27 protein-coding genes and 1 other RNA gene (1 of these 28 only partly in view) are annotated in these 26412 nt (G+C 66.1%); 14 read left to right on the top strand and 14 right to left on the bottom strand.

Annotated elements, in window-relative coordinates; all coding sequences use genetic code 11:
* From R9J51_RS00040 to R9J51_RS00055, 4 genes are all read left to right on the top strand, one after another.
* Positions 1 to 472, top strand: the end of a protein-coding gene (locus R9J51_RS00040; protein ID WP_432787715.1) for a glycosyltransferase. Its footprint begins 533 nt before the window's first position; only the last 472 of its 1005 coding nucleotides appear in the window; the start codon falls outside the window, past its left edge; its stop codon occupies positions 470 to 472.
* Entirely contained in the window at positions 469 to 1995 is a 1527-nt protein-coding gene (locus tag R9J51_RS00045; RefSeq protein WP_169476545.1) for an oligosaccharide flippase family protein, read from the top strand. The genes R9J51_RS00040 and R9J51_RS00045 overlap by 4 nt, the downstream gene beginning before the upstream one ends.
* Before the next feature lie 94 nt (positions 1996 to 2089).
* Positions 2090 to 3058 carry an aspartyl protease family protein gene (locus tag R9J51_RS00050; RefSeq protein WP_169476546.1) on the top strand — a complete coding sequence of 323 codons (969 nt, stop codon included), beginning with the start codon at positions 2090 to 2092 and terminating at the stop codon, positions 3056 to 3058.
* A gap of 73 nt (positions 3059 to 3131) precedes the next feature.
* Complete coding sequence (locus R9J51_RS00055) at positions 3132 to 4961, top strand: ABCB family ABC transporter ATP-binding protein/permease (protein WP_179505515.1); 1830 nt, start codon at positions 3132 to 3134, stop codon at positions 4959 to 4961.
* Between the two features lie 55 nt (positions 4962 to 5016).
* On the opposite strand, the gene R9J51_RS00060 is transcribed toward R9J51_RS00055, so the two are convergent.
* Complete coding sequence (locus tag R9J51_RS00060; protein WP_168556527.1) at positions 5017 to 5217, bottom strand: DUF1737 domain-containing protein; 201 nt, start codon at positions 5215 to 5217, stop codon at positions 5017 to 5019.
* A 66-nt stretch (positions 5218 to 5283) separates the two neighbouring features.
* On the opposite strand from R9J51_RS00060, the gene R9J51_RS00065 reads away from it, so the two are divergent.
* Positions 5284 to 6681, top strand: a complete 1398-nt coding sequence (locus R9J51_RS00065) for an MFS transporter (protein WP_179505516.1) — start codon at positions 5284 to 5286, stop codon at positions 6679 to 6681.
* A gap of 20 nt (positions 6682 to 6701) precedes the next feature.
* On the opposite strand, the gene hslU is transcribed toward R9J51_RS00065, so the two are convergent.
* The 3 genes from hslU to R9J51_RS00080 are packed head-to-tail and all read right to left on the bottom strand — an operon-like array spanning position 6702 to position 9127.
* Entirely contained in the window at positions 6702 to 8003 is a 1302-nt protein-coding gene (hslU, locus tag R9J51_RS00070) for an ATP-dependent protease ATPase subunit HslU (protein ID WP_169476549.1), read from the bottom strand.
* Positions 8003 to 8560 (bottom strand): ATP-dependent protease subunit HslV, encoded by a 558-nt coding sequence (gene hslV, locus R9J51_RS00075; RefSeq protein WP_168556524.1) that lies wholly within the window; start codon positions 8558 to 8560, stop codon positions 8003 to 8005. The genes hslU and hslV overlap by 1 nt, the downstream gene beginning before the upstream one ends.
* A gap of 60 nt (positions 8561 to 8620) precedes the next feature.
* Positions 8621 to 9127, bottom strand: coding sequence for an outer membrane protein assembly factor BamE (locus R9J51_RS00080; RefSeq protein ID WP_168556523.1), 507 nt, complete (start codon positions 9125 to 9127; stop codon positions 8621 to 8623).
* 233 nt (positions 9128 to 9360) lie between these two features.
* Here R9J51_RS00080 and R9J51_RS00085 point away from each other — a divergent pair, with 233 nt between their 5' ends.
* Genes R9J51_RS00085 through R9J51_RS00095 form a run of 3 tightly spaced genes read left to right on the top strand, consistent with a single transcriptional unit; the run spans position 9361 to position 11860 of the window.
* A complete protein-coding gene (locus R9J51_RS00085) occupies positions 9361 to 9876 on the top strand; it encodes a ubiquinol-cytochrome C chaperone family protein (protein WP_168556522.1) in 516 nt (171 codons plus the stop codon).
* Positions 9873 to 10394: a YceD family protein gene (locus R9J51_RS00090; RefSeq protein WP_168556521.1), complete on the top strand. Its 522-nt coding sequence runs from the start codon at positions 9873 to 9875 to the stop codon at positions 10392 to 10394. The genes R9J51_RS00085 and R9J51_RS00090 overlap by 4 nt, the downstream gene beginning before the upstream one ends.
* 5 nt (positions 10395 to 10399) lie before the next feature.
* Positions 10400 to 11860, top strand: coding sequence for an MATE family efflux transporter (locus tag R9J51_RS00095; RefSeq protein ID WP_168556520.1), 1461 nt, complete (start codon positions 10400 to 10402; stop codon positions 11858 to 11860).
* Between the two features lie 134 nt (positions 11861 to 11994).
* Here the strand turns inward: R9J51_RS00095 and ssrA are convergent.
* Positions 11995 to 12339: a transfer-messenger RNA gene (ssrA, locus tag R9J51_RS00100) on the bottom strand.
* 127 nt (positions 12340 to 12466) lie between these two features.
* Positions 12467 to 12916, bottom strand: a complete 450-nt coding sequence (gene mscL / locus R9J51_RS00105) for a large conductance mechanosensitive channel protein MscL (RefSeq protein WP_168556584.1) — start codon at positions 12914 to 12916, stop codon at positions 12467 to 12469.
* A 169-nt stretch (positions 12917 to 13085) separates the two neighbouring features.
* Here mscL and R9J51_RS00110 point away from each other — a divergent pair, with 169 nt between their 5' ends.
* The 4 genes from R9J51_RS00110 to R9J51_RS00125 are packed head-to-tail and all read left to right on the top strand — an operon-like array spanning position 13086 to position 15726.
* On the top strand, positions 13086 to 13691 hold the full coding sequence (locus tag R9J51_RS00110) for a LemA family protein (RefSeq protein WP_169476553.1): 606 nt from the start codon (positions 13086 to 13088) through the stop codon (positions 13689 to 13691).
* A 4-nt stretch (positions 13692 to 13695) separates the two neighbouring features.
* Positions 13696 to 14511, top strand: a complete 816-nt coding sequence (locus tag R9J51_RS00115; RefSeq protein WP_432787721.1) for a TPM domain-containing protein — start codon at positions 13696 to 13698, stop codon at positions 14509 to 14511.
* A 1-nt stretch (position 14512) separates the two neighbouring features.
* Complete coding sequence (locus R9J51_RS00120) at positions 14513 to 15184, top strand: TPM domain-containing protein (RefSeq protein ID WP_169476555.1); 672 nt, start codon at positions 14513 to 14515, stop codon at positions 15182 to 15184.
* Positions 15181 to 15726 carry an NUDIX hydrolase gene (locus tag R9J51_RS00125; RefSeq protein WP_179505517.1) on the top strand — a complete coding sequence of 182 codons (546 nt, stop codon included), beginning with the start codon at positions 15181 to 15183 and terminating at the stop codon, positions 15724 to 15726. Before R9J51_RS00120 ends, R9J51_RS00125 begins: the two co-directional genes overlap by 4 nt.
* A 31-nt stretch (positions 15727 to 15757) precedes the next feature.
* Here R9J51_RS00125 and R9J51_RS00130 read toward each other — a convergent pair whose 3' ends face one another.
* On the bottom strand, positions 15758 to 17062 hold the full coding sequence (locus R9J51_RS00130; protein ID WP_168556515.1) for an MFS transporter: 1305 nt from the start codon (positions 17060 to 17062) through the stop codon (positions 15758 to 15760).
* Positions 17063 to 17129: 67 nt separating this feature from the next.
* Complete coding sequence (locus tag R9J51_RS00135) at positions 17130 to 17600, bottom strand: MarR family winged helix-turn-helix transcriptional regulator (RefSeq protein ID WP_168556514.1); 471 nt, start codon at positions 17598 to 17600, stop codon at positions 17130 to 17132.
* Positions 17601 to 17677: 77 nt separating this feature from the next.
* Here R9J51_RS00135 and R9J51_RS00140 point away from each other — a divergent pair, with 77 nt between their 5' ends.
* Positions 17678 to 19147 (top strand): carotenoid oxygenase family protein, encoded by a 1470-nt coding sequence (locus R9J51_RS00140; protein WP_168556513.1) that lies wholly within the window; start codon positions 17678 to 17680, stop codon positions 19145 to 19147.
* A gap of 48 nt (positions 19148 to 19195) precedes the next feature.
* The gene (locus R9J51_RS00145; protein WP_168556512.1) at positions 19196 to 19657 is read left to right on the top strand and encodes a DUF3237 domain-containing protein; all 462 of its coding nucleotides are present in this window, start codon (positions 19196 to 19198) and stop codon (positions 19655 to 19657) included.
* A gap of 125 nt (positions 19658 to 19782) precedes the next feature.
* Here R9J51_RS00145 and R9J51_RS00150 read toward each other — a convergent pair whose 3' ends face one another.
* The 6 genes from R9J51_RS00150 to R9J51_RS00175 all read right to left on the bottom strand — a co-directional run bounded on the left by R9J51_RS00150 (position 19783) and on the right by R9J51_RS00175 (position 26373).
* On the bottom strand, positions 19783 to 21396 hold the full coding sequence (locus tag R9J51_RS00150) for an MFS transporter (RefSeq protein ID WP_168556511.1): 1614 nt from the start codon (positions 21394 to 21396) through the stop codon (positions 19783 to 19785).
* Between the two features lie 2 nt (positions 21397 to 21398).
* Positions 21399 to 22250: an NAD(P)H-binding protein gene (locus R9J51_RS00155; protein WP_179505518.1), complete on the bottom strand. Its 852-nt coding sequence runs from the start codon at positions 22248 to 22250 to the stop codon at positions 21399 to 21401.
* 32 nt (positions 22251 to 22282) lie between these two features.
* A complete protein-coding gene (locus tag R9J51_RS00160; RefSeq protein ID WP_179505519.1) occupies positions 22283 to 23338 on the bottom strand; it encodes an amidohydrolase family protein in 1056 nt (351 codons plus the stop codon).
* A 37-nt stretch (positions 23339 to 23375) separates the two neighbouring features.
* Positions 23376 to 24062, bottom strand: coding sequence for a DUF2490 domain-containing protein (locus tag R9J51_RS00165; protein WP_179505520.1), 687 nt, complete (start codon positions 24060 to 24062; stop codon positions 23376 to 23378).
* Positions 24063 to 24170: 108 nt separating this feature from the next.
* Positions 24171 to 25607: an NAD-dependent succinate-semialdehyde dehydrogenase gene (locus R9J51_RS00170; RefSeq protein ID WP_179505521.1), complete on the bottom strand. Its 1437-nt coding sequence runs from the start codon at positions 25605 to 25607 to the stop codon at positions 24171 to 24173.
* Positions 25608 to 25617: 10 nt separating this feature from the next.
* On the bottom strand, positions 25618 to 26373 hold the full coding sequence (locus R9J51_RS00175; RefSeq protein WP_168556506.1) for a nuclear transport factor 2 family protein: 756 nt from the start codon (positions 26371 to 26373) through the stop codon (positions 25618 to 25620).
* Between the last annotated feature and the right edge of the window lie 39 nt (positions 26374 to 26412).

Genomic DNA, 26412 nt, shown 5'->3' on the forward strand with positions numbered 1-26412 from the left:
CGCGGTCTATCTTCATGCCGAGGATTATGACTTGTGGCTGCGCCTGGCCGGCCGCACGCGCATGGCCAATCTGCCCGAATGCCTGCTGGCCTATCGCATCACGCCCGGCCAGGTCAGCACGCGCCATGTGGTGACCCAGGCGCGCAACGCCGCGATTGCCTGGCTAGCCCACCGCGCGCGCCAGCAAACCGGGCAGGATCCCACCGCAAGCCTGGCCACCCTGCCCGAAATCGACGCGCTCGATGCGGTGTTCGGCGCGGGCAGCGCGGCCTATGTGCGCCAGCGCATGATCGACCGGCTGATCTATGCGCCCGATCGCCTGGCGGGCGAAGCATGGCCCGTGCTGGCCGGCCATATTGCCGACGTGGGTGCGCAGCCGCGCCTGTGGCGGGCCGCGCTGCGCATGCTGCGGGCCGGGCGACCGTTGCGCGCGGCGCAGGCGGCGGCCACGCTGCTGCGGCACGCGGCATGAGCACGACAAACTCCCGCCGCCCGCATCCGGCCACCGGCAGCCCGCCACCGGAAATGTCCGTGCGCACGGCCGCCGCCTGGGCGCTGGTATCGCAATATGCGTCTTTCGCGATCCAGTTTGCGACCAGCGTCGTCTTGGCACGCTGGTTCATCACCCCGGCGCAATTGGGGCTGTTTTCGATCGCCTTCGCCGCGGTCACGATCGTCGCGTTCCTCCAGGATTTCGGCGTGGCGCGCTATGTCAACGGCGAGCGCGACCTGACGCCCGAAAAGCTCCAGACCGCGTTCACCATTTCCGTGATCTTTGCCTGGGGCATTGCCCTGCTGGCACTGGCCTGCGCGGTACCGGTCGCACGGTTCTATGGCGATCCGGCGCTGCTGCCGGTCCTGCTGGTGGTGGCATCGTCGTATCTGCTGGTACCGCTGTCGATCGTGCCGCAGGCCACGTGCCAGCGGCGCATGGACTACAAGTCCAACACCATGATCGAGGTGGGCTCTTCCATCGCCAACGCAGCGGCGGCCGTCACGCTGGCAGTGCTGGGCCATGGCGCGCTGGCGCTGGCCTGGGGCGCCTTTGCCCAGCAGGGTGCGCGCCTGGTGGTGAGCCAGTGGCGCGCGGGATTGATGGTGCCCTGGCCGCTGCGGCTGAAAGGCGCACGGCCGGTGCTGGAACTGGGCGGCACCAATTCGGTGCTCTCCACCTGCTATTCGATCACCGCCCGCGCGCCCGAACTGGTCATCGGCCGCTTGATCGACAACACCGCCGTGGGCCTGTTTGCCCGGGCGTCTGGCCTGGCCCTGCAATTGCGCATGCTGGTGGCCGGCGCCGTAACCGGGGTGTTCTATCCCGCGTTCCGCCGCGTGCGCGACCAGGGCGATCCGCTGGGGCCGCCCTACTTGCGCGTGGTGGCAGCCTATACCGGCGTGACCTGGCCGGCGATGGCGGGCATTGCCACGCTGGCGCAGCCGCTGATCCTCGCGCTCTATGGCCCGCGCTGGGTGGCGGCCGCCCCGCTGCTACTGTGGGTGGCGTTGGCGCAGTTGTGCTATATCTCCTTGCCGCTCAATGCCGATCTGCCGTTGCTGCTGGGCCGCAAGCGCGGCCTGATCCATCGCAATGTGGCCGAAACGGTGCTGTCGGTGGGCATGATCATGGCCGCCGCGCCCTTTGGCCTGGTGCCCGTCGCGATCTCGCGCTTTGTCCATGGGCTGTTGTGGATGGCGATCTATGCGCCGTTCATGCGCGCCATGCTCGATTTTGCCTGGCGCGACCTGCTGCGCATCTATGCTCAAAGCCTGGCTGCCACGCTGGCCGCCGTGGCGCCGCTGCTGGCCAGCTATGCGCTGTGGGCGGGGCCGGCGGCGTGCAGCCTGGGCCAGGCGGCCAGCATGGTGGCCGCCGGCATCCTGTGCTGGCTTTTGGTGATGCGCATCACCCGCCATCCGCTGCTGGGCGAAGTCCTGGGCCTGCTGGGCGAGATCATGGCCGCCCTGCCCTGGCGCAAACAGACCGTTTCGGGCTGAAAACGGGCGAAAAATTCGCAATGCAGCATTGAAATAAGCCATGGCGCTGCCGTTCAAGCAGGCGTAACCTGCGTGGCGGAGAGGAACAAGAACCATGACGATGCTGGCCCCCAAGGTTGCCGGCACGCTTGGCCTGCTGGCCCTTGCGGCGGCGGCCCTGCCGGTGTCGGCGCAAACCGCGCCATCTGCCCCCGCGCCCGCGGCACTGATGCCCGATATCCAGCCCCCGATGGAAGAAATCCGGTTAAGCCACGATGCCCGTGCCCGGCTTACCGTGCCGGTGACGATCGGCAGCGCGGGGCCGTTTGCCTTCCTGGTCGATACCGGGGCGGAGCGCACCGTGCTGACACGGCAGACCGCGCAAGTGCTAGGCCTTGAGCCCAGCGGCCGCGCCCGGTTGGTGAGCGTGGCGGGACTGGAAGACGTCGACCTGGTGAAGGTTGCGGAAATTTCGCTCGGCACGCGCCGCTTTGCCGGACTGGAAGCGCCGCTGGTCGACGGCGCGGATCTGGAGGCTGAGGGGATCGTGGGTCTCGATGGCTTGCAAGACCAGCGCATCACGATCGATTTTGCCGCCAACCGCCTGATGATCGGCAATGCCGCGCCCGATGTACCCCAGGCAGACAGCTATGACATCGTGGTCACCGCCCGCCGCCGCTCGGGCCAGCTGATCATGACCGAAGCGACGGTCGATGGCGTGCGCACCGATGTGATGATCGACACCGGATCGGACGTCTCGATCGGCAACCGCGCGCTACAACGCGCGCTATCGCGGCAGGGGGTGGTGCAGCAGGCCCGCCTTGTCGCGGTGACCGGGCAAAGCATCGCCGCCGACGTGGGCCATGCCCGCACCATGCGCATCGGCGGTATGGATATCAACAACCTGACGTTCGCCTTTGCCGATGCCCCGGCCTTTGCCCACCTGCGGCTCAACCGCCGCCCTGCGCTGCTGCTGGGCATGCGTGATTTGAGCGCGTTCCAGAAAGTCGCCATCGATTTTGCCCGCCGCAAGGTGATGTTCGATTTCACCCCGGCACCGGCGCCGGCACTCGCCGCGCGTTAGGCCGCTTTTCCGGGCGGCACGCAAACCGCCGATGCCGTCTGGCATCTGCAGACAAAATGCCTATGTGGGGGCGATGCCGCCCGAAAAACCCACCGAACCCGGTGCCCGCCCGGTGCAAAAGCACGCTGGCTGGGGCACGCTCAAGCGCTTCCTGCCCTACCTTTGGCCGGCCGATAATCCTGGTCTGCGCCGGCGTATCGTAATCGCCAGCATACTTATCTTGGCATCGACCGGCATGCAGATGTATTTGCCCTATTTGTTGAAATGGGCGGTTGATGCCATGAACGCCACCGGTCCACGGCTGGGCATGCTGGCGATGTGGACGGTGCTGGGCTTTTCCGCCGGGCGCTTTGCCGGGGTGGTGTTCGACAACTTGCGCAACGTCGCATTCGAGCCAGTCGGCCAAGATGCGACGCGCGCCTTAGCAGAGCATGTCTTCGCCCAGCTTCACCGCCTGTCCTTGCGCTTTCACCTGGCGCGGCGCACCGGCGAAGTGACAAAGACGATCGAGCGCGGGACCAAGAGCATCGACACGATGCTCTATTTCATGCTGTTTAACATCGCGCCGACGGTCTTGCAGTTGATCGGCGTAGCACTGATCTTCTGGCTCAATTTCGGCTGGGAACTGGTGGCGTCTACGGCTTTGGCGGTGGCAGCCTATATCTGGTTGACGCGCACGATCACCGAATGGCGCAGCCACTTGCGCGAGCGGATGAACCGACTCGACGGTCAGGCCCTGTCGCGCGCGGTAGATTCGCTGCTCAACTACGAAACAGTCAAGTATTTCGGCGCCGAAAAGCGCGAAGAGGCCCGATATGGCCAAGCCGCGCGCGCCTATGCCGATGCCGCCGTCACCAGCGAGAACAGCTTGGGCTTGCTCAACATCGTGCAGGCGCTCGTGACCAACCTGCTGATGGCCTTCGCGCTCGCCCATACGGTCTGGGGCTGGTGGCACGGGCGCTATTCCGCCGGGCAACTGGTATTCGTGCAATCCTATCTCACCACGCTGTTCCGCCCGCTCGACATGCTCGGCATGGTCTATCGCACGATCCGCCAGGGGCTGATCGACATGGCCGAGATGTTCCGCCTGATCGACACCCAGGTGGAAGTGGCCGACAAGCCCGGCGCGCCGGCGCTGGTGGTCCGGCGCCCTTCGGTCACGTTCGACAACGTGGTGTTCGGTTATGATCCCGACCGCACGATCCTGCATGGCCTGTCGTTCGAAGTACCGGCCGGCAGCCGCGTGGCCATCGTCGGGCCGTCGGGCGCGGGCAAGTCCACCATCGCGCGCCTGCTGTTCCGGTTCTACGATCCGCGTTCGGGCCGTATCCTGATCGATGGGCAGGACATTGCCGGGGTCACCCAGGCAAGCCTGCGCGCCGCGATCGGCATCGTGCCCCAGGATTCGGTGCTGTTCAACGACACCATCGGCTACAACATCGCCTATGGCCGCGAAGGCGCCACCGCAGACGACGTGGCAGCCGCCGCGCGCGGGGCGGCGATTGCCGATTTCATTGCGCGTCTGCCCCATGGGCTCGACACCGAAGTGGGCGAACGCGGCCTGAAACTGTCGGGCGGGGAAAAGCAGCGCGTGGCGATTGCCCGCACGCTAGTGAAGAACCCGCCGATCCTGCTGTTCGACGAGGCGACCAGCGCGCTCGACACCCGCACCGAGCAGGACATCCTGGGCACCTTGCGCGATGTGGCGGGGGGCCGCACCACGCTGTCGATCGCGCACCGGCTTTCCACCATTGCCGACAGCGACACGATCCTGGTGATCGACCAGGGCCGCCTGGTGGAACAGGGCGGCCACACCGACCTGCTGCGCCGCGCCGGCCTTTATGCCGAAATGTGGGCGCGCCAGGCGGCCGAGGGCGAGGAACTGGGCCAGGCGGCAGAGTAACGCGCGCCAGGTTCAGGGTTGCGCGGGGCTCCGGGCGTGGCAGCCCAGCGCACACTTACTTCACCACATCGGCCTCGTGCCAGACCACGGCCTGCGCCACCTTGATGCAGTCCATGCCGCCATCATACGTGATCGAGGGTGAGCCATAGAGCCGCCAGCCCTGGGCCAGGGCTTCGGACACGCGCTCGCAAAAGGCGCGGTCGTCCTTGCCGGTGAGCAGGCGATAGATCGGGCGATTGTCGGGCGTTTCATGCATGGCCTGCGGTGTATCACGCGGGCGTGCGCTTGCCAGCCCCGGCATTTGGCGGCACCAGATGCGCGCATGGAACCGATCGCCAGCCCCGACGCAATTGCCGCCCCGATCCCCGAAAAGCGCGCGTTGCTCGACCATCCAAGGGGGCTGTGGGTGCTGGCTGGCACCGAACTGTGGGATCGCATTTCCTGGCATGGCATGGTCGCCATGCTGGTGCTCTACATGACGGGCGAATTGCTGCTGCCCGGCCGGGTGGAGCACGTCATCGGCTTTGCCGGCTATCGCGCCGGGCTGGAGCACGTGTTGGGCCCGATGAACGTGACGCAACTCGCCACGCAGACGTTCGCGCTCTATTTCGCGGCGATCACGTTCCTGCCGCTGGTGGGCGGATGGATCGGCGACAGGGTCATGCCCCGGCGCGCGGCGGTGAGCCTGGGCGCGCTGACGATGACGGCGGGCCATTTCGCCATGGCGTTCGATGCCACGTTCCTCATGGCGCTGGTCCTGCTGGTGATCGGCGCCGGGCTGTTGCGCGGCAACCTGATGCCACAGATTCGCGCGCTCTATGCCGCCGGGGATCGCCGGCTGGGCGATGCGTTCCAGGTCTATACTTTCGCGATCAACGTGGGCGCCTTCATCGCGCCGATCGCCAGTGGCACGATGGCCAAGTATTATGGCTGGCACGCCGGGTTTGCCGTGGCGGGCGTGGGCATGCTGGCCGGCCTGGTGTGGTATCTGGCCGGCTCGCGGCACCTGCCCGCGCAAGTGCCGCCGCTCCAGGCCGGCCCGGCCCGGCAGCTGACTGCGGCGGAAAAGCGCAATATATGGCTGCTGGCCCTGGTCTGGCCGTTCAGCGTGGCGTTCTGGACCGCCCAGGCACAAGTCTGGAATGTCTACAGCCTGTGGGTGCGCGACCATATCGACATGGTCGTGGGCGGCTTTGCTGTGCCGATCCCCTGGCTGCAATCGCTTGACGGGCTTGCCCCCGCGTTCGAGGCGCCCTTGCTGATCCTGCTGTGGCGCTGGCAGGCTTTGCGCCAGGCCGAATCCGACAGCCTGGGCAAGCTTGCCACGGGCTGCCTGATCTTCGCCGGGTCCACCCTGTTGCTGGCGCTGGTGCCCACCAACACGCGGGGCACGATCTGGCTGCCAGTGGCGTTCCACCTGCTGTCCAACCTGGGGGCGATGTTCTTTGCCCCGGTCATGCACGCAACGTTCGCGGCGCGCGCGCCAGAGCGCTGGCGCGGTACGCTGATCGGGATGGACATGATGTCGGTGGCGGTGGCCAGCCTGATCAGCGGGCCGATGGGCGGCTGGTACACGCGCGTCAGCCCGCCGCTGTTCTGGCTGGTGACGGCCGCGATTCCGGCGGTGGCCGGGGTCCTGCTGCTAGCCCTACGCCGCCCGCTGCGCGCGTTCGGCGGCCCCGATCCGCTGGTGCAAACGACAGCAGCGCCCGCCCACTGAGGGCTGGCGCTGCCATCTGGTCACAGGATGTACTTCGACAGGTCGGCGTTGCCGGCCAGGCCGGCCAAGCGGTCTGCCACATAGGCCTCGTCCACCGTCACGGTGGTGCCGACCCGGTCTTCGGCGTCAAAGCTCACTTCCTCCAGCAGCTTTTCCATCACGGTCTGCAGCCGCCGGGCGCCGATGTTCTCCACGCTTTCGTTCACTTGCGCGGCAGTGCGGGCAATCGCGCGCACGGCCTCGGGCGTGAAATCCAGGGTGACCTGCTCGGTGCCGAGCAGCGCGCGGTACTGTTCCACCAGGTTGGCGCGCGTTTCCGCCAGGATGCGCACGAAATCGTCCTCGGTCAGCGCCTTCAGCTCCACCCGGATCGGCAGGCGGCCCTGCAATTCGGGCAGCATGTCCGATGGCTTGGCCACGTGGAACGCGCCCGAGGCGATGAACAGCACGTGGTCGGTCTTCATCGGGCCATACTTGGTGGCAACCGTCGTGCCCTCGATCAGCGGCAGCAGATCGCGCTGCACGCCTTCGCGGCTGACCGAACCGCCGCGCACATCGGACACCGCGATCTTGTCGATCTCGTCGATGAACACGATGCCGTTGGTTTCCGCGTTCTGCAGCGCCACGCGGGCCACGTCATCCTGGTCCATGCGCTTTTCGGACTCTTCGTCCACCAGCTTGTCCCAGGCATCGGCCACGCGCATCTTGCGCCGCTTGAGCTGGTTGCGCCCGAATGCCTTGCCCATCATGTCCGACAGGTTGATCATGCCGACATTGCCGCCAAGGCCGGGGATTTCCATCGGGGCGGCAGGCGCGTCCTCCACCTCGATTTCCACTTCCACCTCGTTCATCGCGCCTTCGCTCAAGCGCTGGCGAAAGCTTTCGCGCGTCGCCTCGCTGGCGCCGTCGCCCACCAGGGCCTTGAGCAGGCGGTCCATCGCGGCCTTGCTGGCGGCATCGCGCACGGCTTCGCGGCGGCGGTCCTTTTCCAGGCGGATCGCTTCTTCGGCCAGGTCGCGGGCAATCTGTTCCACATCGCGGCCGACATAGCCCACTTCGGTGAACTTGGTCGCTTCCACTTTCACGAATGGCGCATCGGCCAGCCGCGCCAGGCGGCGGCTGATCTCGGTCTTGCCGCAGCCGGTCGGCCCGATCATCAGGATGTTCTTGGGGGAAACCTCGTCGCGCAGATCGGGCGAGAGGCGCTGCCGGCGCCAGCGGTTGCGCAGCGCCACGGCCACCGCGCGCTTGGCATCGGCCTGGCCCACGATATGTTCGTCCAGCGCGCGGACAATGGCCTTGGGGGTAAGACTGTCGAGCATCAGATTTCCTCAACCGTCACGCGGTCGTTGGTGAACACGCAGATTTCCGCCGCCACCTGCATCGCGCGGCGGGCAATCTTTTCGGGATCGTCTTCATAGGCATCCACCGCGCGCGCGGCCGCCAGGGCATAGTTGCCGCCCGAACCGATCGCGGTGATGCCGCCTTCGGGCTCCAGCACGTCGCCGTTGCCGGTCAAGACCAGCAGCGTGCTGGCGTCGGCCACGATCATCAACGCTTCCAGGTTGCGCAGGTATTTGTCGGTGCGCCAGTCCTTGGCCAGTTCCACCGCGGCGCGCATCAACTGGCCGCGATGCTGCTCCAGCTTGCGCTCCAGCCGCTCGAACAGGGTAAAGGCATCGGCCGTCGCCCCGGCAAAGCCGGCGATCACCGATCCATCGCCAATGCGCCGCACCTTGCGGGCATTGGGCTTCATCACCGTGTTGCCCATGGAAACCTGGCCGTCACCCGCGATCACGGTACGGCCGTTCTTCTTCACCCCGATGATCGTGGTGCCGTGCCACTGGACCAGGCCGTGGCTCGCCTTGCTATCGTCCATCCCGGCGATATGGGATCGCCGGCCGGCCGTTCAAGCCACAGCCCGAACGGCCCAGACCGATCAGCTGCCGTTCGGGCCCGAGCCGGTCGGGCCACGGCCCTGGCCGGTGCCACCGGTGCCCGTGGGCATGGCGCCGACAGCGCCGATGTTGCCGAACAGATCCTGGAAGAAGCTGCGATGGCGGCCCAGCGTGGGCGTCGCTTCGCGCACCGGGTGGATCGTGGGCACACGGGTGAGATTCACGCGATCGACAGTGCTGACATTGCCGGCGGTGTCAAAGTTCACTTTCAGCACCTGCTCGCTGGTGGTGCGCGGGCGCTTGAACGGGCGTTGCCGGGTGTCGACCGAAACGTAATACCAGCTTTGCGGGCCGAACTGGCTCTTGAACGTGGCCTGGCCCAGCGCGCGTTCCACCGAATTGCGGTTGTCCACGCCCGGCTGCACCGAATCGGTCAGCGCCTTGTCCATCTGGAACCCACGATGGTCGCGGATGCTGGCACAGCCGCTGACCAGCACGACAAGACCTGCCAGCGCAGCGCTTTTCAGGGCCATCCGATTCTCGCGCATTCCATCACTCCAAATACGACCCACTGCGGGAACACCCGGCACCACCTGGCCGGGAACCCCCGCCGGCACAACGCACAAAGGCCCACTTTGCCTTCGCGCTGCAGCGCCCTATATCCGCGCAAGCCTTAGGGGCGAAACGGGTTGTCCGCAATGGCGGCGTGCCGGTTTGCGCCGGGCTGCGCAAATTGGCCGCGCCTGGCGCTGCCACAACGAACCAAAGGATGCCACGCACCATGTCCCTGCTCGCCCGCCTTCTGGGCCAGACCCGCGATGATCGCGATGCCGCCCGCCCGCTGTGGCACCGCGTGGTGGAAATCGCGCGCGAAAAGGAATGGTATGCGGCATGCGGCGTGGCCGACAGCGTCGCCGGCCGGTTCGACATGATCACCCTGGTGCTTTCCATCGTGCTCTTGCGGATGGAGCGCGATCCCGGGCTGGTCCAGCCATCGGTATGGTTGACCGAACTGTTTGTGGAAGACATGGATGGCCAGCTGCGCGAAAGCGGCGTGGGCGATCTGATGGTGGGCAAGCATATCGGCAAGTTGATGGGCACGCTGGGCGGCCGCCTGGGCGCCTATCGCGACGGCCTGGACGCAGGCGAGCAGGCCCTTGCCGCCGCGCTTGCCCGCAACATGACATTGCAGGACGGTACAGATCCCCTCCCCCTGGCCCGCCGCGCCCGCGCCTTTGCCGCCGGGCTCGCGCTGGTGCCGGCCGACAGGGTTCTGGCCGCGGAGATTGGACGATGAGCGACACCCACGAATTCACCCGCTGGATCGATCTGCGCCAGATCGGTGACGCGCCGGTGGTGCTCGAACCCGATGCCGACGAGCGCCGCCGCCTGGCCGCGCGCTTTGCCATTTCGGCGATCGAGACGATGCGGGCAGAGGTCAAGCTCACTGCCGATGGACCGGTGGTGCGCGCCGATGGCCGGTTGACCGCGGCCATCCAGCAGGCCTGCGCCATTTCAGGCGAGGATTTCCCGGTCCGCATCAACGAGGCGCTGCACTTGCGCTTCGTGCCGGAAAGCCAGATCGAAGTGTCCGCGGAAGAGGAAATCGAGATCACCGCCGACGAGTGCGACGAGATTCCCTACAGCGGCCTGACCTTCGACCTGGGCGAGGCGGTGGCGCAAAGCCTGGCGCTGGCGATCGACCCCTTTGCCGAAGGGCCGCTGGCCGACAAGGCGCGCGCCGAACACAACCTCGCCGGCGATGACGCCAGCGGGCCTTTCGCGGCCCTGGCCGCCTTGCGCAACAAGGATTGAACACCATGGCAGGTCCGCAAGGCAACACCGCTCCTGGCGGGCCCGGGGCGCGCGATCTTACGCGTGGCCCGATTCTGAAAACGCTCATGCTGTTTTCGATGCCCACGCTGGTGGGCAATATCCTCCAGTCGCTCAACGGCTCGATCAACGCCATCTGGGTCGGCCGCCTGCTGGGCGATTCGGCGCTGGCCGCCACGGCCAATGCCAACGTCGTGATGTTCCTGGTCTTTGCCGCCGTGTTCGGCTTCGGCATGGCCGCCACGGTGAAAGTCGGGCAGTCGTTCGGCGCCGGCAATGTCGATGCGGCACGGCGCACGTTCGGCACGGCAGTGGGCTTTTGCGTGGGCCTGGCGATCATCGTGGCCACAGCCGGCTGGCTCGGCGCGCCGGCATTGCTGCGCATCATGTCCACCCCGGCAGACATTTTTGCCTTCGCGCTCGCCTATCTGCGGGTGATCTTCGTGGCGCTGCCGGCCACGATGATTTCGGTGATGATCTCGATGGGCCTGCGCGGCGCGGGCGATGCCAAGACCAGCCTCTATTTCATGATCGTCTCGGTCGTGCTCGATTGCGGGCTCAACCCTGTGTTCATCGCCGGGCTGGGGCCGATCCCGGCCATGGGCATTGCCGGCTCGGCGCTCGCCACGGCCATTTCGTCCTATGTCTCGATGGTGGTCCTGGTGCTCTATGCCTATGCCCGCAACCTGCCGCTGCGGCTGCGCGGGGCGGAACTGGGCTATCTGCTGCCCCGCATGGACGAGCTGCGCTATATCGTCACCAAGGGCCTGCCGATGGGCGCGCAGATGCTGATCGTGTCGGGCGCCGGGATCATCATGCTGGGCCTGGTCAACCGCGAAGGTTCGGTCACCAGCGCGGCCTATGGCGCCTCGCTCCAGGTGTGGACCTACCTGCAGATGCCGGCGATGGCCATTTCCGCTGCGCTCAGCGCCATGGCGGCCCAATCGATCGGCGCCGGCCTGGTCGATCGGCTGGGCCGGATCACGCGCGCAGGTCTCATTCTCAATTTCGCGGTCACCGGCACGATGACCGCGCTGCTGCTTGCCTTCGACCGACCGGTGCTGGTGCTTTTCCTGGGCTCGACCAGCCCGGCGGTGGACATGGCACGCCACATCCAGCTGCTCGCCAGCTGGAGCTATATCCTGTTCGGGATGACGATCATGCTGTTCGGCACCATGCGCGCGGGCGGCGTGGTCATGGCGCCACTGGTCGTCCTGGCCATCGCGATGTTCCCGGCGCGGCTGGGGTTCTACCACCTGGCCTATCCCTCGATCGGCGCCGATGCACTGTGGCTGGCTTTCCCGGTGGGTTCGCTGGCCGCCGTGGCGATGAGCGCGATCGCCTATAGCCGCCCTGGCTGGCGCAAGCGCGCGCAGGCAATCGGCGCGGCGCGGCGCCAGGAAACCGAGGCCGCAGCCGAATGCTCGGCCGAGACGATGCCTGGCTGATCTGGGCCTGGCCGATCTGGGCCCGGCTGATCTGGGCCAGGCTGATCTGGGCCAGGCTGAAATGGGCCGGGCCAAAGCGGGCGAAAATGAAGGAAGGTGGGGGGATTTCTGTTGCCCGGCACCCCCCGGGCCGCTGGTATCACTTCTGTTGACCGGCGTGTCCAGCCGCGCTTTCGCTTTGTAAGATCAGGCCGTTAGGCCGTCAGGTTACGCGGCGAGAGCAAGTGCTTCGTTGTCGTTGGCACTTGTTGGTTTTGAGCCTTTAACGGGTTACTCAGCCCGGGCGAAAACAGCGCTTTTCAACACACGTCGATCCTAGTTCGGCCCCGTCATCTGCCCCGCATGCGCGAGAGAGGTGGTGGAGCCGCCGGGTACCGCCCCCGGGTCCGCTGCGCCTATTGTACGCCGCAGTTTATCGCCATAGCCGGGTCAAACCCGGCAGAGCCCCATATAGGGATTCCTTCCGCAATGGGAAGAGGGCGCGAGGAAACCGGCTTCGACACGCTCAGGCCGGGGCAATTCGGAATGGAAAACCCAACCCCGTTCGCCCTGAGCCTGTCGAAGGGCCTGTCCCGAACCGACCCCGAGCCCGCGCCCAACCGTGCTTCACCCCTTGGCCTTGAGCGCGTCCCTGATCTCGATCAGCAGGTCCACTTCGCTCGGTCCCTTGGGCGCTTCGGGCGCAGCGGGCTTTTCCTCGTGCTTGCGGATCAGCGAATTGGCGAGCTTCACGATCAGGAAGATGATGAAGGCCACGATCAGGAAATTGACCGCCTGGGTGATGAAATCGCCATAGCCGATCATCGGCACGCCCGCAGCCTTGAGCTGGGCATAGTTGTCGGGATCGCCCTTGAACGTTGCCGGGATCGGCCCCAGGCGCACGAAATAGCGCGTGAAATCCACGCCGCCGGTGACGAAACCCACCACCGGCATGATCATGCTTTCGGTCAGCGAGGTCACGATCTTGCCAAAGGCGCCGCCGATGATGACACCGACCGCCAGATCGAGCACGTTGCCACGGGCGATAAAAGTCTTGAATTCGTCGAGAATGGCCACGGCCCATTTCCCCTTCTTAACCAGGTCGTCGCGGATGATTGCCACCACCCCTGCCGGGCGGCAAGCGCCAAGGTAATTGCTTTACAGTTCGACCAACGACGTTGCGCTGCCCTTGATCCGCAACGTCGCAGCGCTATGTCATCAGCGCATCTGCAACGAGGATCGATCCATGTCCCGCCTCTTCAATCGTTTTCTGCCCCGCTTCGCCCTTGCTGCCGTGGCAGCGGCAAGCCTTGCCGGCTGCGGGGTCAACTCGATTCCCACGGCCGAGGAAAATGCGAAGGCCAAGTGGGCCGATGTGCAGAACCAGTACCAGCGGCGTGCCGATCTGGTGCCCAACCTGGTGGCCACCGTAAAGGGCTATGCCCGCCAAGAACAGGACACCCTGGTGAAAGTGACCGAGGCCCGCGCCAAGGCCACTTCGGTCCAGATCACGGCGGCCGACCTTTCCGACCCCGACAAGGTTGCCGCCTATCAGAAGGCGCAGGGCGAGCTGTCGCAGGGGCTGGGCCGGCTGATGGCCAATGTCGAGGCCTATCCCGATCTCAAGTCCAACGAGAATTTCCTGGCCCTGCAAAGCCAGCTTGAGGGCACCGAAAACCGCATCGCCGTGGCCCGCCGCGATTACAACGACGCGGTGCAATCCTACAACACCACGATCCGCACGTTCCCGGCGGTGATCGGCGCCAAGGTGATCTATGGTGCCAAGCCGATGGTGCCGTTCCAGGCCACGACGCCCGGGGCCGACGAAGCGCCCAAGGTCAATTTCAATTAAGCCGGTGAAACGGCACTTCGTACAGCGCTGGGCCGCCCTTGCCCTGCTGGTGCTGGCGATCTTCGCCACGCCAGCCTGGGCGCAGACGTTTCCGCAGCTGACCGGCCGCGTGGTGGACGACGCGCACCTGCTTTCGCCCGAACAGGTACAGGCCCTCGATGCCAAGCTGGCCGCGCTGGAACAGCAGTCGCAGCGCCAGTTGGTGGTGGCCACCGTGCCCGATCTGCAAGGGCAAGAGATCGAGGATTATGGCTATCGCCTGGGCCGCGCCTGGGGCCTGGGTGACAAGCAGCGCAACGATGGCGCGATCCTGCTCGTCGCGCCCAACCAGCGCAAAGTGCGGATCGAGGTGGGCTATGGCCTGGAAGGCATCCTGACCGACGCGCTTTCGGAAGTGATCATCCAGCGCGAAATCGTGCCGCGCTTCAAGGCGGGCGATTACGCCGGCGGCATCAACGCGGCCACCGACCAGCTGATCGCCCAGCTCAAGCTGCCCGAGGATCAGGCGCGCCAGGTGGCGGCACAGGCGGCCAAGGCGCAGAAGAAGGCCAACGAGCCGCACTTCGACGCGGGCACCGTGGTGTTCCTGGTGATCTTCGGCCTGTTCTTCGTCCTGCCGTTCCTGCGCGCCATGCGGGGCGGCGGGCGCCGCTATGGCGGCGGCGGGCCCGGCGTGTTCATCTTCCCGAGCGGCGGATGGGGCGGCGGCGGTGGCGGTTCCGGCTTTGGCGGCGGATCGGACTGGGGCGGCGGTGGTGGCGGCGGCTTCTCCGGCGGCGGTGGCAGTTTTGGCGGCGGTGGCGCTTCGGGGGATTGGTGACATGCTGTTGACCCAGGATGACAGTGCCCGCATCGCGGCCGCCGTGGCCCAGGCCGAGCGCGACACGGCGGGCGAGATCGTGACCGTCGTATCCGCGCAGTCAGACCCTTACACCGACGTGGCGTTGGCCTGGTCGGTGTTCATCGCGTTCCTGGCCCTCGCCGCGCTGGAAGCCACCCCTGCGTTTTACGTGGCGCTGGTCGATCGCGTGCTGGGCCTGTGGGCCACGGAATGGAGCGCGCGTGCCTATTTCGGCCTCGCCCTCACCGTGGCGGTGGTCAAGTTCGCCGCCAGCCTCGCGATCCTGCAGTGGCATCGCCTGCGCCTGTGGCTCACCCCGGCGCCCATCAAGCGCGCCCGCGTCCACGCCCGTGCCCTCACTGCCTTTCGCCTGGGCGCGGAAAGCCGCACCACCGGGCGCACCGGCGTGGTGCTCTATGTCTCGCTGGCCGAGCGCAAGGCCGAGATCATCGCCGACCGCGCGATTGCCGACCATGTCAGCCCGGAAGTGTGGGGCGATGCCATGGCGGCCCTGCTGGCGCCCTTGCGCGAGGGGCGCCTGGGCGATGGCATGGTCGCGGCGATCGAGCGCATCGGCGCCGTGCTCGCCCAAGCCGCCCCGGCCCTGGCGGATGACCGCAACGAACTGCCCGACGGACCGATCCTGCTATGAGCCTTGAAGACGAATTCCGCGACAATCCCGAGGAAACGCCTTGGGAAGGCCGCTTCATTGCCGCCAAAACGCGCGGCCGCTGGGAATATGTCAGCCGCGCGCGCAACATTCGCGCGGCGGTAATCCTGGCGATGACCGAAGCGCGCGACGTGATCCTGGTGGAACAGTTCCGCGTGCCGCTGGGCCGCCCCTGCCTGGAATTGCCCGCCGGCCTGATCGGCGATGACGATAGCAGCCAGGACGAAGACGCGAGCCTTGCCGCCTCACGCGAACTGGAAGAAGAAACCGGCTATCGCGCCACCCGCATGGAAGCGCTGGGCGAATTCTGGTCCAGCCCCGGCATGGTCTCGGAAAGCTTTACCCTGTTCCGTGCCCATGGCCTGACGCGGGTTTCGGCCGGCGGCGGGGTAGAGGGCGAAGGCATCACCGTGCACCACGCGCCGCTGGACGATATTGCCGGCTATGTCGCCGCCCGCCGGGCGGAAGGCATGGCGATCGACGTCAAGATCCTGACGCTGCTGGGGCCCGGCTTGCTGATGTAAGCATCCTCGCCTGACCCCAGTTGCGCCCCCGTCAGTGCGCCTCGCGCAGGCGCAGCGCCAGCAGCGTGGCCGCCGCGCCAAGCGAGCCCAGCCCCATGATGATCGACACGGTCAGCAGCGGCAATTGCGCGGCATGGAACAGTTCGCCCGCCAGGATGGGTGAGCCGGCCGCGCCGATCCGCCCCGCGCCGATGGCAAAGCCGGTGCCCGTGGCGCGCACCTTGGCCGGAAAGCCCTGGGCAAACGCGGAATAGAACCCGACGATCGCGGCATTGGTGGTAAACCCGGTGCAGAACACCGCCACGCGCCAGCCGACCAGGCTGTCTGCCCCCAGGCCGAACAGCGAAACCGCCACGGTACCGGCCAGCAGCATGGCGATCGTCGGCCACTTGATGCCGAACCGGTGCATCAGGAACCCGAACAGTCCACCGCCGATCGCCCCGCCGATATTGGCCCACACCAGCACGCTGGCTGCCTGCGGCTGGGTATAGCCGAAATCGGCCACGATCTTGGGGCTCCACTTCAGGATGTAATAGAACGTGATGCAGTGGAGCGAATAGCCCAGCGTCAGCAGCAGCGTGGTGCCGACCAGGCCCGGCCGGAAAATGTCGAACAGGCTGGACTTGGCCGCGCCGGTTTCCACCGGAGGCAGCGCATGCACGGCAGGCAGGCGCAGTGCACCCAGCGAGCGGTTGACCCGCGCCAGGGCATCGGCCGGGCGGCTGACCAGGAACCACGCCGGCGTTTCAGGCACCAGGAACCAGACCAGCGGGATGAACACCACCGTGGCGATCGCGCCAAATTCGAACACCACGCGCCAATCGCCGCTCTTGAGCAGGAGGGCGGCAATCGTGCCGCCCACCGTGGCACCGATGGGATAGCCGATCACCATCAGCGACATCGCCAGGCTGCGGCCCTTGGTGCTGCAAATCTCGGCCGTCACCGCGTTGATCGCCGCGAGCATGCCACCGATGCCAAGGCCGGTGAGCAAGCGCCACAAGCCCAGCGTGACCGGGCTGCTCGCCGTGGTCGCCAGGCCCATTCCCAGCGCCATCACCACCAGGCAACCGAGCACCGTGGGCCGCCGGCCAAACCGGTCTGCCGCGCCGCCCAGCACGATCGAGCCAAAGCCCATGCCGATCAGTTCCATCGACAGCACCACGCCCAGCGCGTCGCGGCCGATGCCCCATTCCTTGGAAATGCCGGGCGCGGCAAAGGCGCTGGACAGCACATCGAACCCGTCGAGCGCATTGAGCGCGATCATCAAGGTGACGGCAATCCACTGCCGCAGCCCCATGGGCGATTGGCGAATCACTTCGCGCGGATCGTTCAACATCGGTTCTCTCCCACAGGCCCGGCTGGCGTATTATTGCTATGCTTTATAACATGCCGAAACGATCTGGCTACTCGTGAATGCGCGCCAGCAGTTCCAGCAGGAGCTTCACTTCCTTGTCGGAAAAATGGCGCTTAACCCAGGCTTCGTGCTCGGCAATCGCGTGCTTGGCGCGCGATAGCATGATCTGGCCCTGCGGTTCCAGGAACAGCGCCTGCTTGCGGCCATCCTCGGCTGATCGATCGCGCCGCAGGAAGTGCTTGGCCTGCAACCGGTTGATGATCGCCATGGTCGTGGCGCGGTCCATCCGCAGGCGCTGCGCCAGGTCGGTCTGCGCGATACCGGGGTGATCGTCCACCAGCCACAACACCGAAACCTGCTTCTGCGTCAGGTCCAGCTCGGTGAAGGTTTCGGTGAAATGGCGCAGGCACGCGCCATGCGCCAGGCGGATGTGAAAGCCCAGGATTCCGTTGATTTCGCCGATATCGGCTTCTTCGCCCGGGGGCGGCGTCACCGCATCGGCAAACTTGTCCTTGATCAATGCCTGCTCCCCATTGCCTTGCGCATCAGAAGAGCGCAATTGTTAGCCAACCATACAATACCAGCAGGAGGATGCCAGTGTCTCACTTTCCCGCTTCGCCCAGCTTCACCGGCTTCAACACCCCGTCGCGGATCGAAGCCGACATCGCCGACCTGGCCCACGAAGGCGAAATTCCCCGCGAACTGAACGGGGCGTTTTACCGCGTTCAGCCAGACCCGCAATTCCCCCCGCGTCTGGGCGATGACATTGCCTTCAATGGCGATGGCATGATCACCCGCTTCCACATTCACGATGGCCAGGTGGATTTTCGCCAGCGCTGGGCCCAGACCGACAAGTGGAAGCTGGAGAAGGCGGCCGGCAAGGGCCTGTTCGGCGCCTATCGCAATCCCTTGACCGATGACGAGAGCGTGAAGGGGCAGATCCGCTCCACCGCCAACACCAACGCCTTCATCTACGCCGGAAAGCTGTGGGCGATGAAGGAAGACAGCCCCGCCCTGCTGATGGACCCGGCCAGCATGGAAACCATCGGCTTTGAAAAGTTCGGCGGCAAGATGACCGGGCAGACTTTCACATCCCATCCCAAGATCGATCCGGCCACGGGCAACATGGTGGCGATCGGCTATGCCGCCAGCGGCCTGTGCACCGATGACGTGACGTACATGGAAGTAAGCCCGAGCGGCGAACTGGTGCGCGAGGTGTGGTTCAAGGTTCCCTATTACTGCATGATGCACGATTTCGGCATCACCCAGGATTACCTGGTGCTGCACATCATCCCCTCGATCGGCAGTTGGGAACGGCTGGAAGCAGGGCTGCCGCACTTCGGCTTCGACACCACCAAGCCAGTGTACCTGGGCGTGATCCCGCGCCGCGATGGCGTGACCCAGGATGACATCCGCTGGTTCAAGCGCGACAACTGCTTTGCCAGCCATGTGCTCAACGCCTGGCAGGAAGGCAGCAAGATCCACTTCCTGACGTGCGAGGCGAAGAACAACATGTTCCCGTTCTTTCCCGACGTGCACGGCGCCCCGTTCAACGGGCGCGAGGCAATGAGCTATCCCACCGATTGGGTGGTGGACCTGGCCAGCAACGGCGAGGACTTTGCCGCGATCGATCGCCTGTCGGACACGGCGTGCGAATTCCCGCGCATCGACGATCGCTTTGCCGGGCGCCAGACGCGCCATGGCTGGTTCCTGGAAATGGACATGAAGCGTCCCGTGGAACTGCGCGGTGGCAGCGCCGGGGGCCTCTTGATGAATTGCCTGTTCCACAAGGATTTCGCTAGCGGAGAAGAGCAACACTGGTGGTGCGGCCCGGTCTCTTCGTTGCAGGAACCGTGCTTCATCCCGCGCAGCAAGGATGCCGCAGAGGGCGATGGCTGGATCGTGCAAGTGTGCAACCGGCTGGAAGAACAGCGCAGCGACCTGTTGATCTTCGATGCCCAGGCCATCGCCAACGGCCCGCTGGCCACCGTGCACATTCCCATTCGCCTGCGCTTTGGCCTGCACGGCAACTGGGCCGATGCGGCCGAGATTGGCCTGGCGGCGTGATCGCCTTATGCTATGCCGCATAACTATCTGGTCGATGGGAGAGCACGCATGATCAAGCCCGAACTGGAATTCGTCTATGAGGCCAGCGGCGAACTCGAACCGCCGCGCCAGATCGGGCCGACTTATGACGGCACCCGCCGCATCATCCCCATCGTGGGCGGCGGGCGCGTGGAAGGGCCGCTGATCCAGGGTCGCCTGGTGGGCAATTCGGCCGATTGGCAGCTCACCCGGCCCGACGGCGTCACCGTGGCCGATGCGCTCTATGCCATCGAGACCGACGATGGCGTGCTGATCCAGATCCGCAACAAGGGCCTGCGCCGCGGCCCGCCCGACGTGATGGCGCGCCTGGCTGCGGGGGAAGAGGTCGATCCGGCCGAATACTATTTCCGCACCGTGCCCGAATTCATCGCGCCGTTGGGCAAATACGAGTGGATGAACCAGTCGATCTTCATCTGCAGCGGCGCGCGCTATCCGCTGGGCATCAAGCTGTGGGTGTGGCGGGTTTTGTGACGTTGATTGCGGTTTCCACCACCCCCAACCCCCTTCTCTAAAGAGGATGGGGCTTTTGGTTTATACTCCCCCTCCTCTTTAGAGGAGGGGGGTCGGGGGGTGGTGGAAGCCTTGTGCTACTTCCGTTACCGCCCCACCAATCCCGCCTCATCCCGCGCCGAACGCCGCGCGATCAGCAGCATCAGCACCACGATCGGCACGGCCACCGCGTTCATCGTCAGCATCGCATGGGTGAGGTTGCCGGTGGCGTCGGAAATCAGCCCCACCGCATAGGGCCCGATGCCCATGCCCACGATAGTCATGGTCAAGAGATAGAGGCTGGCGGTGATCCCGCGCATGCGCGGCAGCACCTGATCGTACATGATCGCATAGAGCGGGGGCATCCAGCCCGTCAGCACCAGGCTGTAGATCGCAAAGTGCCAATAGAACGTGGCCGGATCGGGTGAAAGGTACGTCCAGAACGAGAGGATGGGCGAAACCCCCATGGCGAACAGCGCCACCATCGCCCGGCCCGACGACGGCAGGCGGCGGTGCAGCAGATCGGCCAGGGGGCCCCAGATCAACGGGCCGACAATGCCCATCCCGGCCGAAAGCAGCCCGAACTGCAACGCCGTGTCCTTCATCGAAAGATGATAGGTCTTGATCAGGAAGCTGGGATTGAATGCCATCATGCCATAGTTGATCGCCGATTGCAGCGTGCCCACGGCAATCGCCATGATCAGCGTGGGTGATCCGGCGATCACGCGAAACGCCTGGGCATCATCGGCGCGCATCCGCTGCATCAGGTTGACCAGCACGAACAGGCCAAAGCCGATCACTGTCCATTGCAGGGTGTGGGCATCCACGGTGACGGGGCCAAGCGGCACCGGCGGGCGCAGCGAAAGGCCGCGGCAAACCACGGCCAGCCCCGCCATGACCGCCACGATTGCCGCCAGCGCTGCCAGGTTGAAACCCAGTGCGCGCAGATGCACGCGGCGCAGCGCCATGGCAATCCAGTGCAGCCCCGGCGTCACCCCACCCAACAGGGCAAAGCTGGCACGAAACGGATGCGGATCGACCGGCGCGGCCAGACCGTCGATGGCGCCGCGTGCCGGTTCCTTCATCGTGCCGACGAAGGCCGCCAGGACAAAGCCGGGCGCGGCGGCCACCAGAAACGCGAACTGCCAGCCCTTGAGGCCCCAGGGCGCCGCGCCGCCGGCCCAATGTTCGGTCCAGGCCTGCGCCGCCACTCCGCCCAGGATCAGCGAGCCGCCCAGCCCCAGCGCAATGGCCGAGGCCATCACCGCCATGACGAAACCGCGCCGATGCTTGGGCCAGAAATCATAGATCAGTGATGTGCCGGCCGGCTGGGTCGCCGCCTCGCCGATCCCCACGCCCAGGCGCGAGAGGGCAAGCAGGGCAAAACTGGTGGCAAGGCCACCCAGCCCGGTCGCCGCCGACCACAGCACCAGGCTGATCCCCAGCAGCCGGGTGCGCGTCCAGCCATCGGCCAGACGGCCGACCGGTAGCGAAAACAGCGCGTAGAACAGCGCGAAGACCGTGCCGTAGAGCAGGCCCATCTCCGCATCGCCCACCCCCAGGTCCTGCTTGATCGCCGGGGCCAGGATCGCCAGGATCTGGCGATCGAGCAGGCTCATCGCATTGGTCAGCGCCACCAGCACCAGGGCATACCAGCCGCCCTTGGCAATGAGGCGAGAGGGAACGCCAGAAGGATTGGGCGCGTCGCCGGATTCCGCCATGATCAGACCAGCGCCGCAGCGATGGTATCGCCAATCGGCGTGGTCGGCCGGCCGATCAATGCGCTGAGCGTGCGGCTGGCATCGAACAACTGGTCCTTGCTCGATTCAAAGCTGGAATCGGCCAGCATCTGCGCCAGGAACCCGGGCAGGCCCACGCCTTCTAGCGCAGCGGCATAATCGGCCTTGGTCATGTTGACATAGGCCACCGGCTTGCCCGCCAGGCGCGAAACCTCTGCCGCGAATTCCGCCATGGTAAAGGCGGTGTCGCCCGCCAGTTCATAGACCTCGCCCCCGCGCGCGCCGATCAACGCGGTGGCCGCCGCCGCCGCATAGTCCGCCCGCGTGGCACTGGCGATGCGTCCCTCGCCCGCGGCGCCGATGATCGCACCATGGGCAATCGCGGGCGCCAGCGCGCCGGTATAGTTCTCGTTATACCAGCCGTTGCGCAGCAACACGAACGGCACGCCGCTGGCGCGCAGCAAGGCTTCGGTCTGCCTGTGCTCTTCGGCCAGGCCGATGGTGGACGTATCGGCATGCAGGATCGAGGTATAGGCGATCAGCTTGACGCCAGCCGCCACGGCCGCATCGATCACGGCCTTGTGCTGCGAAACGCGCGCGCCCACGGCGTTGCCCGAAATCAGCAGCAGCCGTTCCACCCCGGCCAGCGCGGGCGCCAGCGTTTCGGGCTTGTCGTAATCGGCCACGCGCCCCAAGACTTGGGCGCCAACGCCCGCGCCTTCCAGCTTGGCCGGATCGCGCGCCAGCGCCACCACCTGGGCCGCGCCCGCGCGCGCCACCAGTTCGGCCAGCACCAGCCGCCCCAATTGCCCCGATGCCCCTGCCACTGCGTACATCGTCTCTCTCCCGTTGTTCTTGTCGTGCCGGCTTACAGCTTGAACCAGCGCTGCGCGTTGGTCTGGAAGAACTTTGCCTTGGTTTGCGGCGTCATGTCCATCGCATCCATCGCACGCACTTCGTCGGCCAGGTATTGATAGGGATAGTCCATGGCATACATCACCCGGTCCTCGCCCATCACCTCCTGGCAGAACTTGATCGCCGGCTCCCACGCCATGCCCGAATTGGTAACCAGCACGTTGGAGCGCAGGTATTCGGCGATGGTCTTCTTGAGCGGCTTCATCCGCGCATAGCGCTGCGAACGCACCCCGGCCTGGTGCATGTAGTCCAGGCGATAGAGCCAGTAGGGCAGCGCTTCGCCCATGTGGCCCACCATGATCTGCAAGCTGGGATACTTGTCGAAAATGCCGATGGTGATCAGCCGCAGCAGGTGCATCCCGGTTTCGACGCCGAAACCAAAGATCGCGCCGTCAAGGCCGGCCTCCAGCATCGGCCCGATCATGGCATCGGGCGGGGTTGCCGGGTGGATGTACAGCGGCTGGTCCACTTCGACCAGTGCGCGGAAGATCGGATCGAAGAAATCCTCGTCCAGATAGCGGCCTTGCGTATGGCTGTTGATCTGGATGCCTTTGAAGCCCAGTTCCTTGGCCCCGCGATGGATTTCGCGGGCGGACCATTCCGGGTCCTGCGGCGCCACCGTGCCCAGCCCGATGAAGCGGTCGGGATAGGTCTCGCACGCCTGGGCCAGCCGGTCGTTGGCGCGCGCGGCAATCGCCTTGGCCTCGTCCAGGTTGGTCAAGGGCTGCACGCCGGGCGATGTCAGCGCCAGGATCGCCTTGTCGATGCCGGTGGCATCCATGTCGGCAATGCGCCTCGGCCCCAAGTCGAGCAGCCGCTCCATGATCTGCACCGCCCGCTCCGACGGCGATTGCGCATAAAAGCCCCAGAGCGAGACCATGCCCTTGTCCGCCTCGCCATCGCGGATCATGCGCAGATAGGCATCGACCTGTTCCTGCGTGGCAAAGGCTTCTTCGGTGGCGATGCGCAAGTATCCTTGCGCGCCACCTGTTTTCAGATCGTGCGTCATGCGGGCCTCTCCTGGTTATGGGCCAGCCCGCGCGCGATCACCTGCGGATCATCAGCGACAGGCTGGCAATGTGATTCATCCGGTCTTCGCGCGCCGGGCGGGACACGTATTGGCCCGAGTAGCCGGCCTCCACGCTGATCCCCTTCGCCAGCGGCACGGCCAGGCCGGCAAAGCCGCGCAACTGGTCGAAGCCCGATTTCTGGCCCCACCCGGTGCGGTTGAGGCCCACGAACGGCTCGGCCCAGACCACCGCCTGCGGCGTGCCCGGTTTGCCCAGCGGCACGTCCAGGCGCACCAGTTGGCGCAGGCGCCAGCCGGTGCCGCCCTGCCCTTCCAACATGCGTTGTTCCAGTCGCGTCCGTCCGGTCAGTGTCGGGCGCGTGGTGCCATTGCCGGCCCCGTCGCCAAAGGCGCGCCAGGTCACCTGCTCGAACACGCGATGCTCGTGGGTCACCCGGCCGCCCAGCGGATCGGTGCGGATATAGCCATAGCCGCCCCACACCGTGGTCGATCGATCCAGCTTTACCCCCAGCGCGCCGCGCGCAATCGCCTGGCCGGCGCGCTCGGCATCGTCGGTCAGGCGCAGTTGCAGGTCGGTGAACAGCACCAGGTCCTGGTTCAGGTTGAGAAACGATTGCTGCGCCAGCCACACTTGCGCGTCGTCCTCCGCGGCCAGCGCGGGGGTGGCGGCCAGCATCAGGGCACAGGCAGAAAGACGGCGCATGGGGCACTCCGGCAGGAAGGGGGTAAACCCGCCCCGCTATGCCTCTTGCTTTGCCACAGTGTTGCCCAGCCATGACGTTGCGTATGACTGGGCACATGACGGGGCGCATCAGGCTTCGTGCACGGTCTTGGTCACCAGGCACGCCATCAGGCCCTCGGGCCCATCCTCGTGCCCGTGGCCCGACCATTTCACCCCGCCAAATGGCGCATCCGCCCCGCCGATCATCGTGGTGTTGATGCCCAGCATCCCGGTTTCCACTTCGGCCGCGACGCGGGCACGCGTGGCGTGGCCCTGGCACCAGGCATAGGCCGCCAGGCCATAGGGCAGGCGGTTGGCTTCCGCGATCATCGCATCGGCATCGGCAAAGCGGTTGATCAGCGCCACCGGGCCGAACGGCTCCTCGTTCATGATCGCGGCATCGAGCGGAATGTCAGACAGCACGGTGGGCGCAAAGAAGAAGCCGGCATTGCCGATCCGCTCGCCCCCGGTGTGCAGCCGTGCGCCGCGCGCGCGCGCATCGCCGATCAGCCGTTCCATCGCTTCGGGCCGGCGCGGGTTGGCCATCGGCCCCATCTGCACGCCTTCGTCCAGCCCGTTGCCCACGCGCACCTGGGAGGCGCGCGCGGCAAAGCCATCGCGAAACGCCTCGAACACCGGCCCTTCCACGATGAAGCGCGTGGGGCTGACGCAGACCTGCCCGGCGTTGCGATACTTGTGCGCCACGGCGGTTTCGATCGCGCGGTCGAGATCGGCATCGGCAAAGACCAGCACCGGGCCATGGCCGCCCAGTTCCATCGTGGTGCGCTTCATGTCGTCGGCCGCCAGCTTGGCCAGATGCTGGCCCACCTGGGTCGATCCGGTGAACGACAGCTTGCGGATCACCGGGCTGCCCAGCAAGTGCCGGCTCACTTGATCGGGCACGCCGAACACCGCCTGGGCCACTTGCGGCGGCAGCCCGGCGTCGAGCAGGCATTGCAGCACGCCCAGCGCGCTGGCCGGGGTTTCCTCCGCCGCTTTCAGGATCACCGAACAGCCCGCCGCCACCGGCGCGCCCAGCTTGCGCCCGGGGTTGCCCAGCGGGAAGTTCCACGGCGCAAAGGCCGCCACCGGCCCCACCGGCTCGTGCGTCACGGTCGATCGCATGCCGGTGGGTCGCACCAGCGCGCGGCCATAGATACGCTGCACTTCCCCGGCATAGAACTGGAACAGGCCCACGTTCATCAAGACTTCAATCCGCGCCTCGGCCAGGGTCTTGCCCTGTTCCAGCGTGGCAACGCGGGCGAGGTCTTCCTGCCGCTCCAGCATCAGCCGTGCCGCGCCATTGAGCACGGCGGCGCGCTGCTGCGGGGTGGACTTGCGCCACAGGGCAAAACCCTGGGCGGCCGCCTCCAGCGCGGCATCGAGGTCTGCGGCGTCGGCCAGCGGCAATTCGCCCAGCACGGCGCCGGTGGCCGGGTTGACCACGGCATGGGTGCGCCGCCCACCCCCGCTCACGCGCTGGCCGTTGATGATCATGCAAAGCGAGGGATAGGCGGTTGTCGTCATGGTCTGTGGCTTACTTCGCAGCGATGGCGGCATCGTGATCGAGGTCGCGCTGCAGGCGCTGCGCTTCGATCGGCTTGCCGGTAATCGGATGGTTCATGTGGAACGGGGTGATCTTGTGGGTGGGCCACAACCAGTGGCCTTCCAGCAGTTCGTCCGGCCCGGTGGGATCGGTGGGATAAGTCACCTTGGGGAACGGCACGTATTCGGGCGGGGTATTGGCCCAGCCGCTTTCAAAGTCGCCGTGCCAGATCGGCATGTAGTTCAGGATATGGATGTGCCACTTGCCGTCCACCTTCTTGTAGGTGTTCTCGTAAATGCCACCTTCCCACCACTGCCGGGCCTTGAGGTGCGGCGCATCGCCCTCGAAATCCTTGTGGCGCCCGGCCTGCATCATCGAGCGCGCACGCGCCAGCGCGGTCACGCCGTCAGGCTGGATGTCGATGATGTCCTGCAACTGCGGATGGTCGAGCAGGAAGCCATCGATCGGGCCGTTGTTGCCATAGGTGAAGCGCTTCTGGAACCGCTCCACATAGAGCCGGCGAATGCCTTCCTTGCCTTTCCAGGTGCCGCCGAAGAAGCGCACTTCGCCATCCGGGGTGAACAGGTCCACCGTCTCGTTATAGAGGCACTTGTCGATCAGGTAGCCATAGAGGTGCTGCAGCTTGCGCACGTCCAGTTCATCTTCGCGCACGGTCAGCCGCGCTTCCACTTGCGCCAGTTTTTCCTCTAGCGCGGCAATACGATCGCTTCCGGTTTCGCCCGTCATCACTCTCTCCACTTTGTTTGTCTAACTAACAAATTGCGG

This window comes from Novosphingobium rhizosphaerae (assembly GCF_050920675.1).
In the GTDB taxonomy this organism is placed as follows: Bacteria; Pseudomonadota; Alphaproteobacteria; order Sphingomonadales; family Sphingomonadaceae; genus Novosphingobium; species Novosphingobium rhizosphaerae.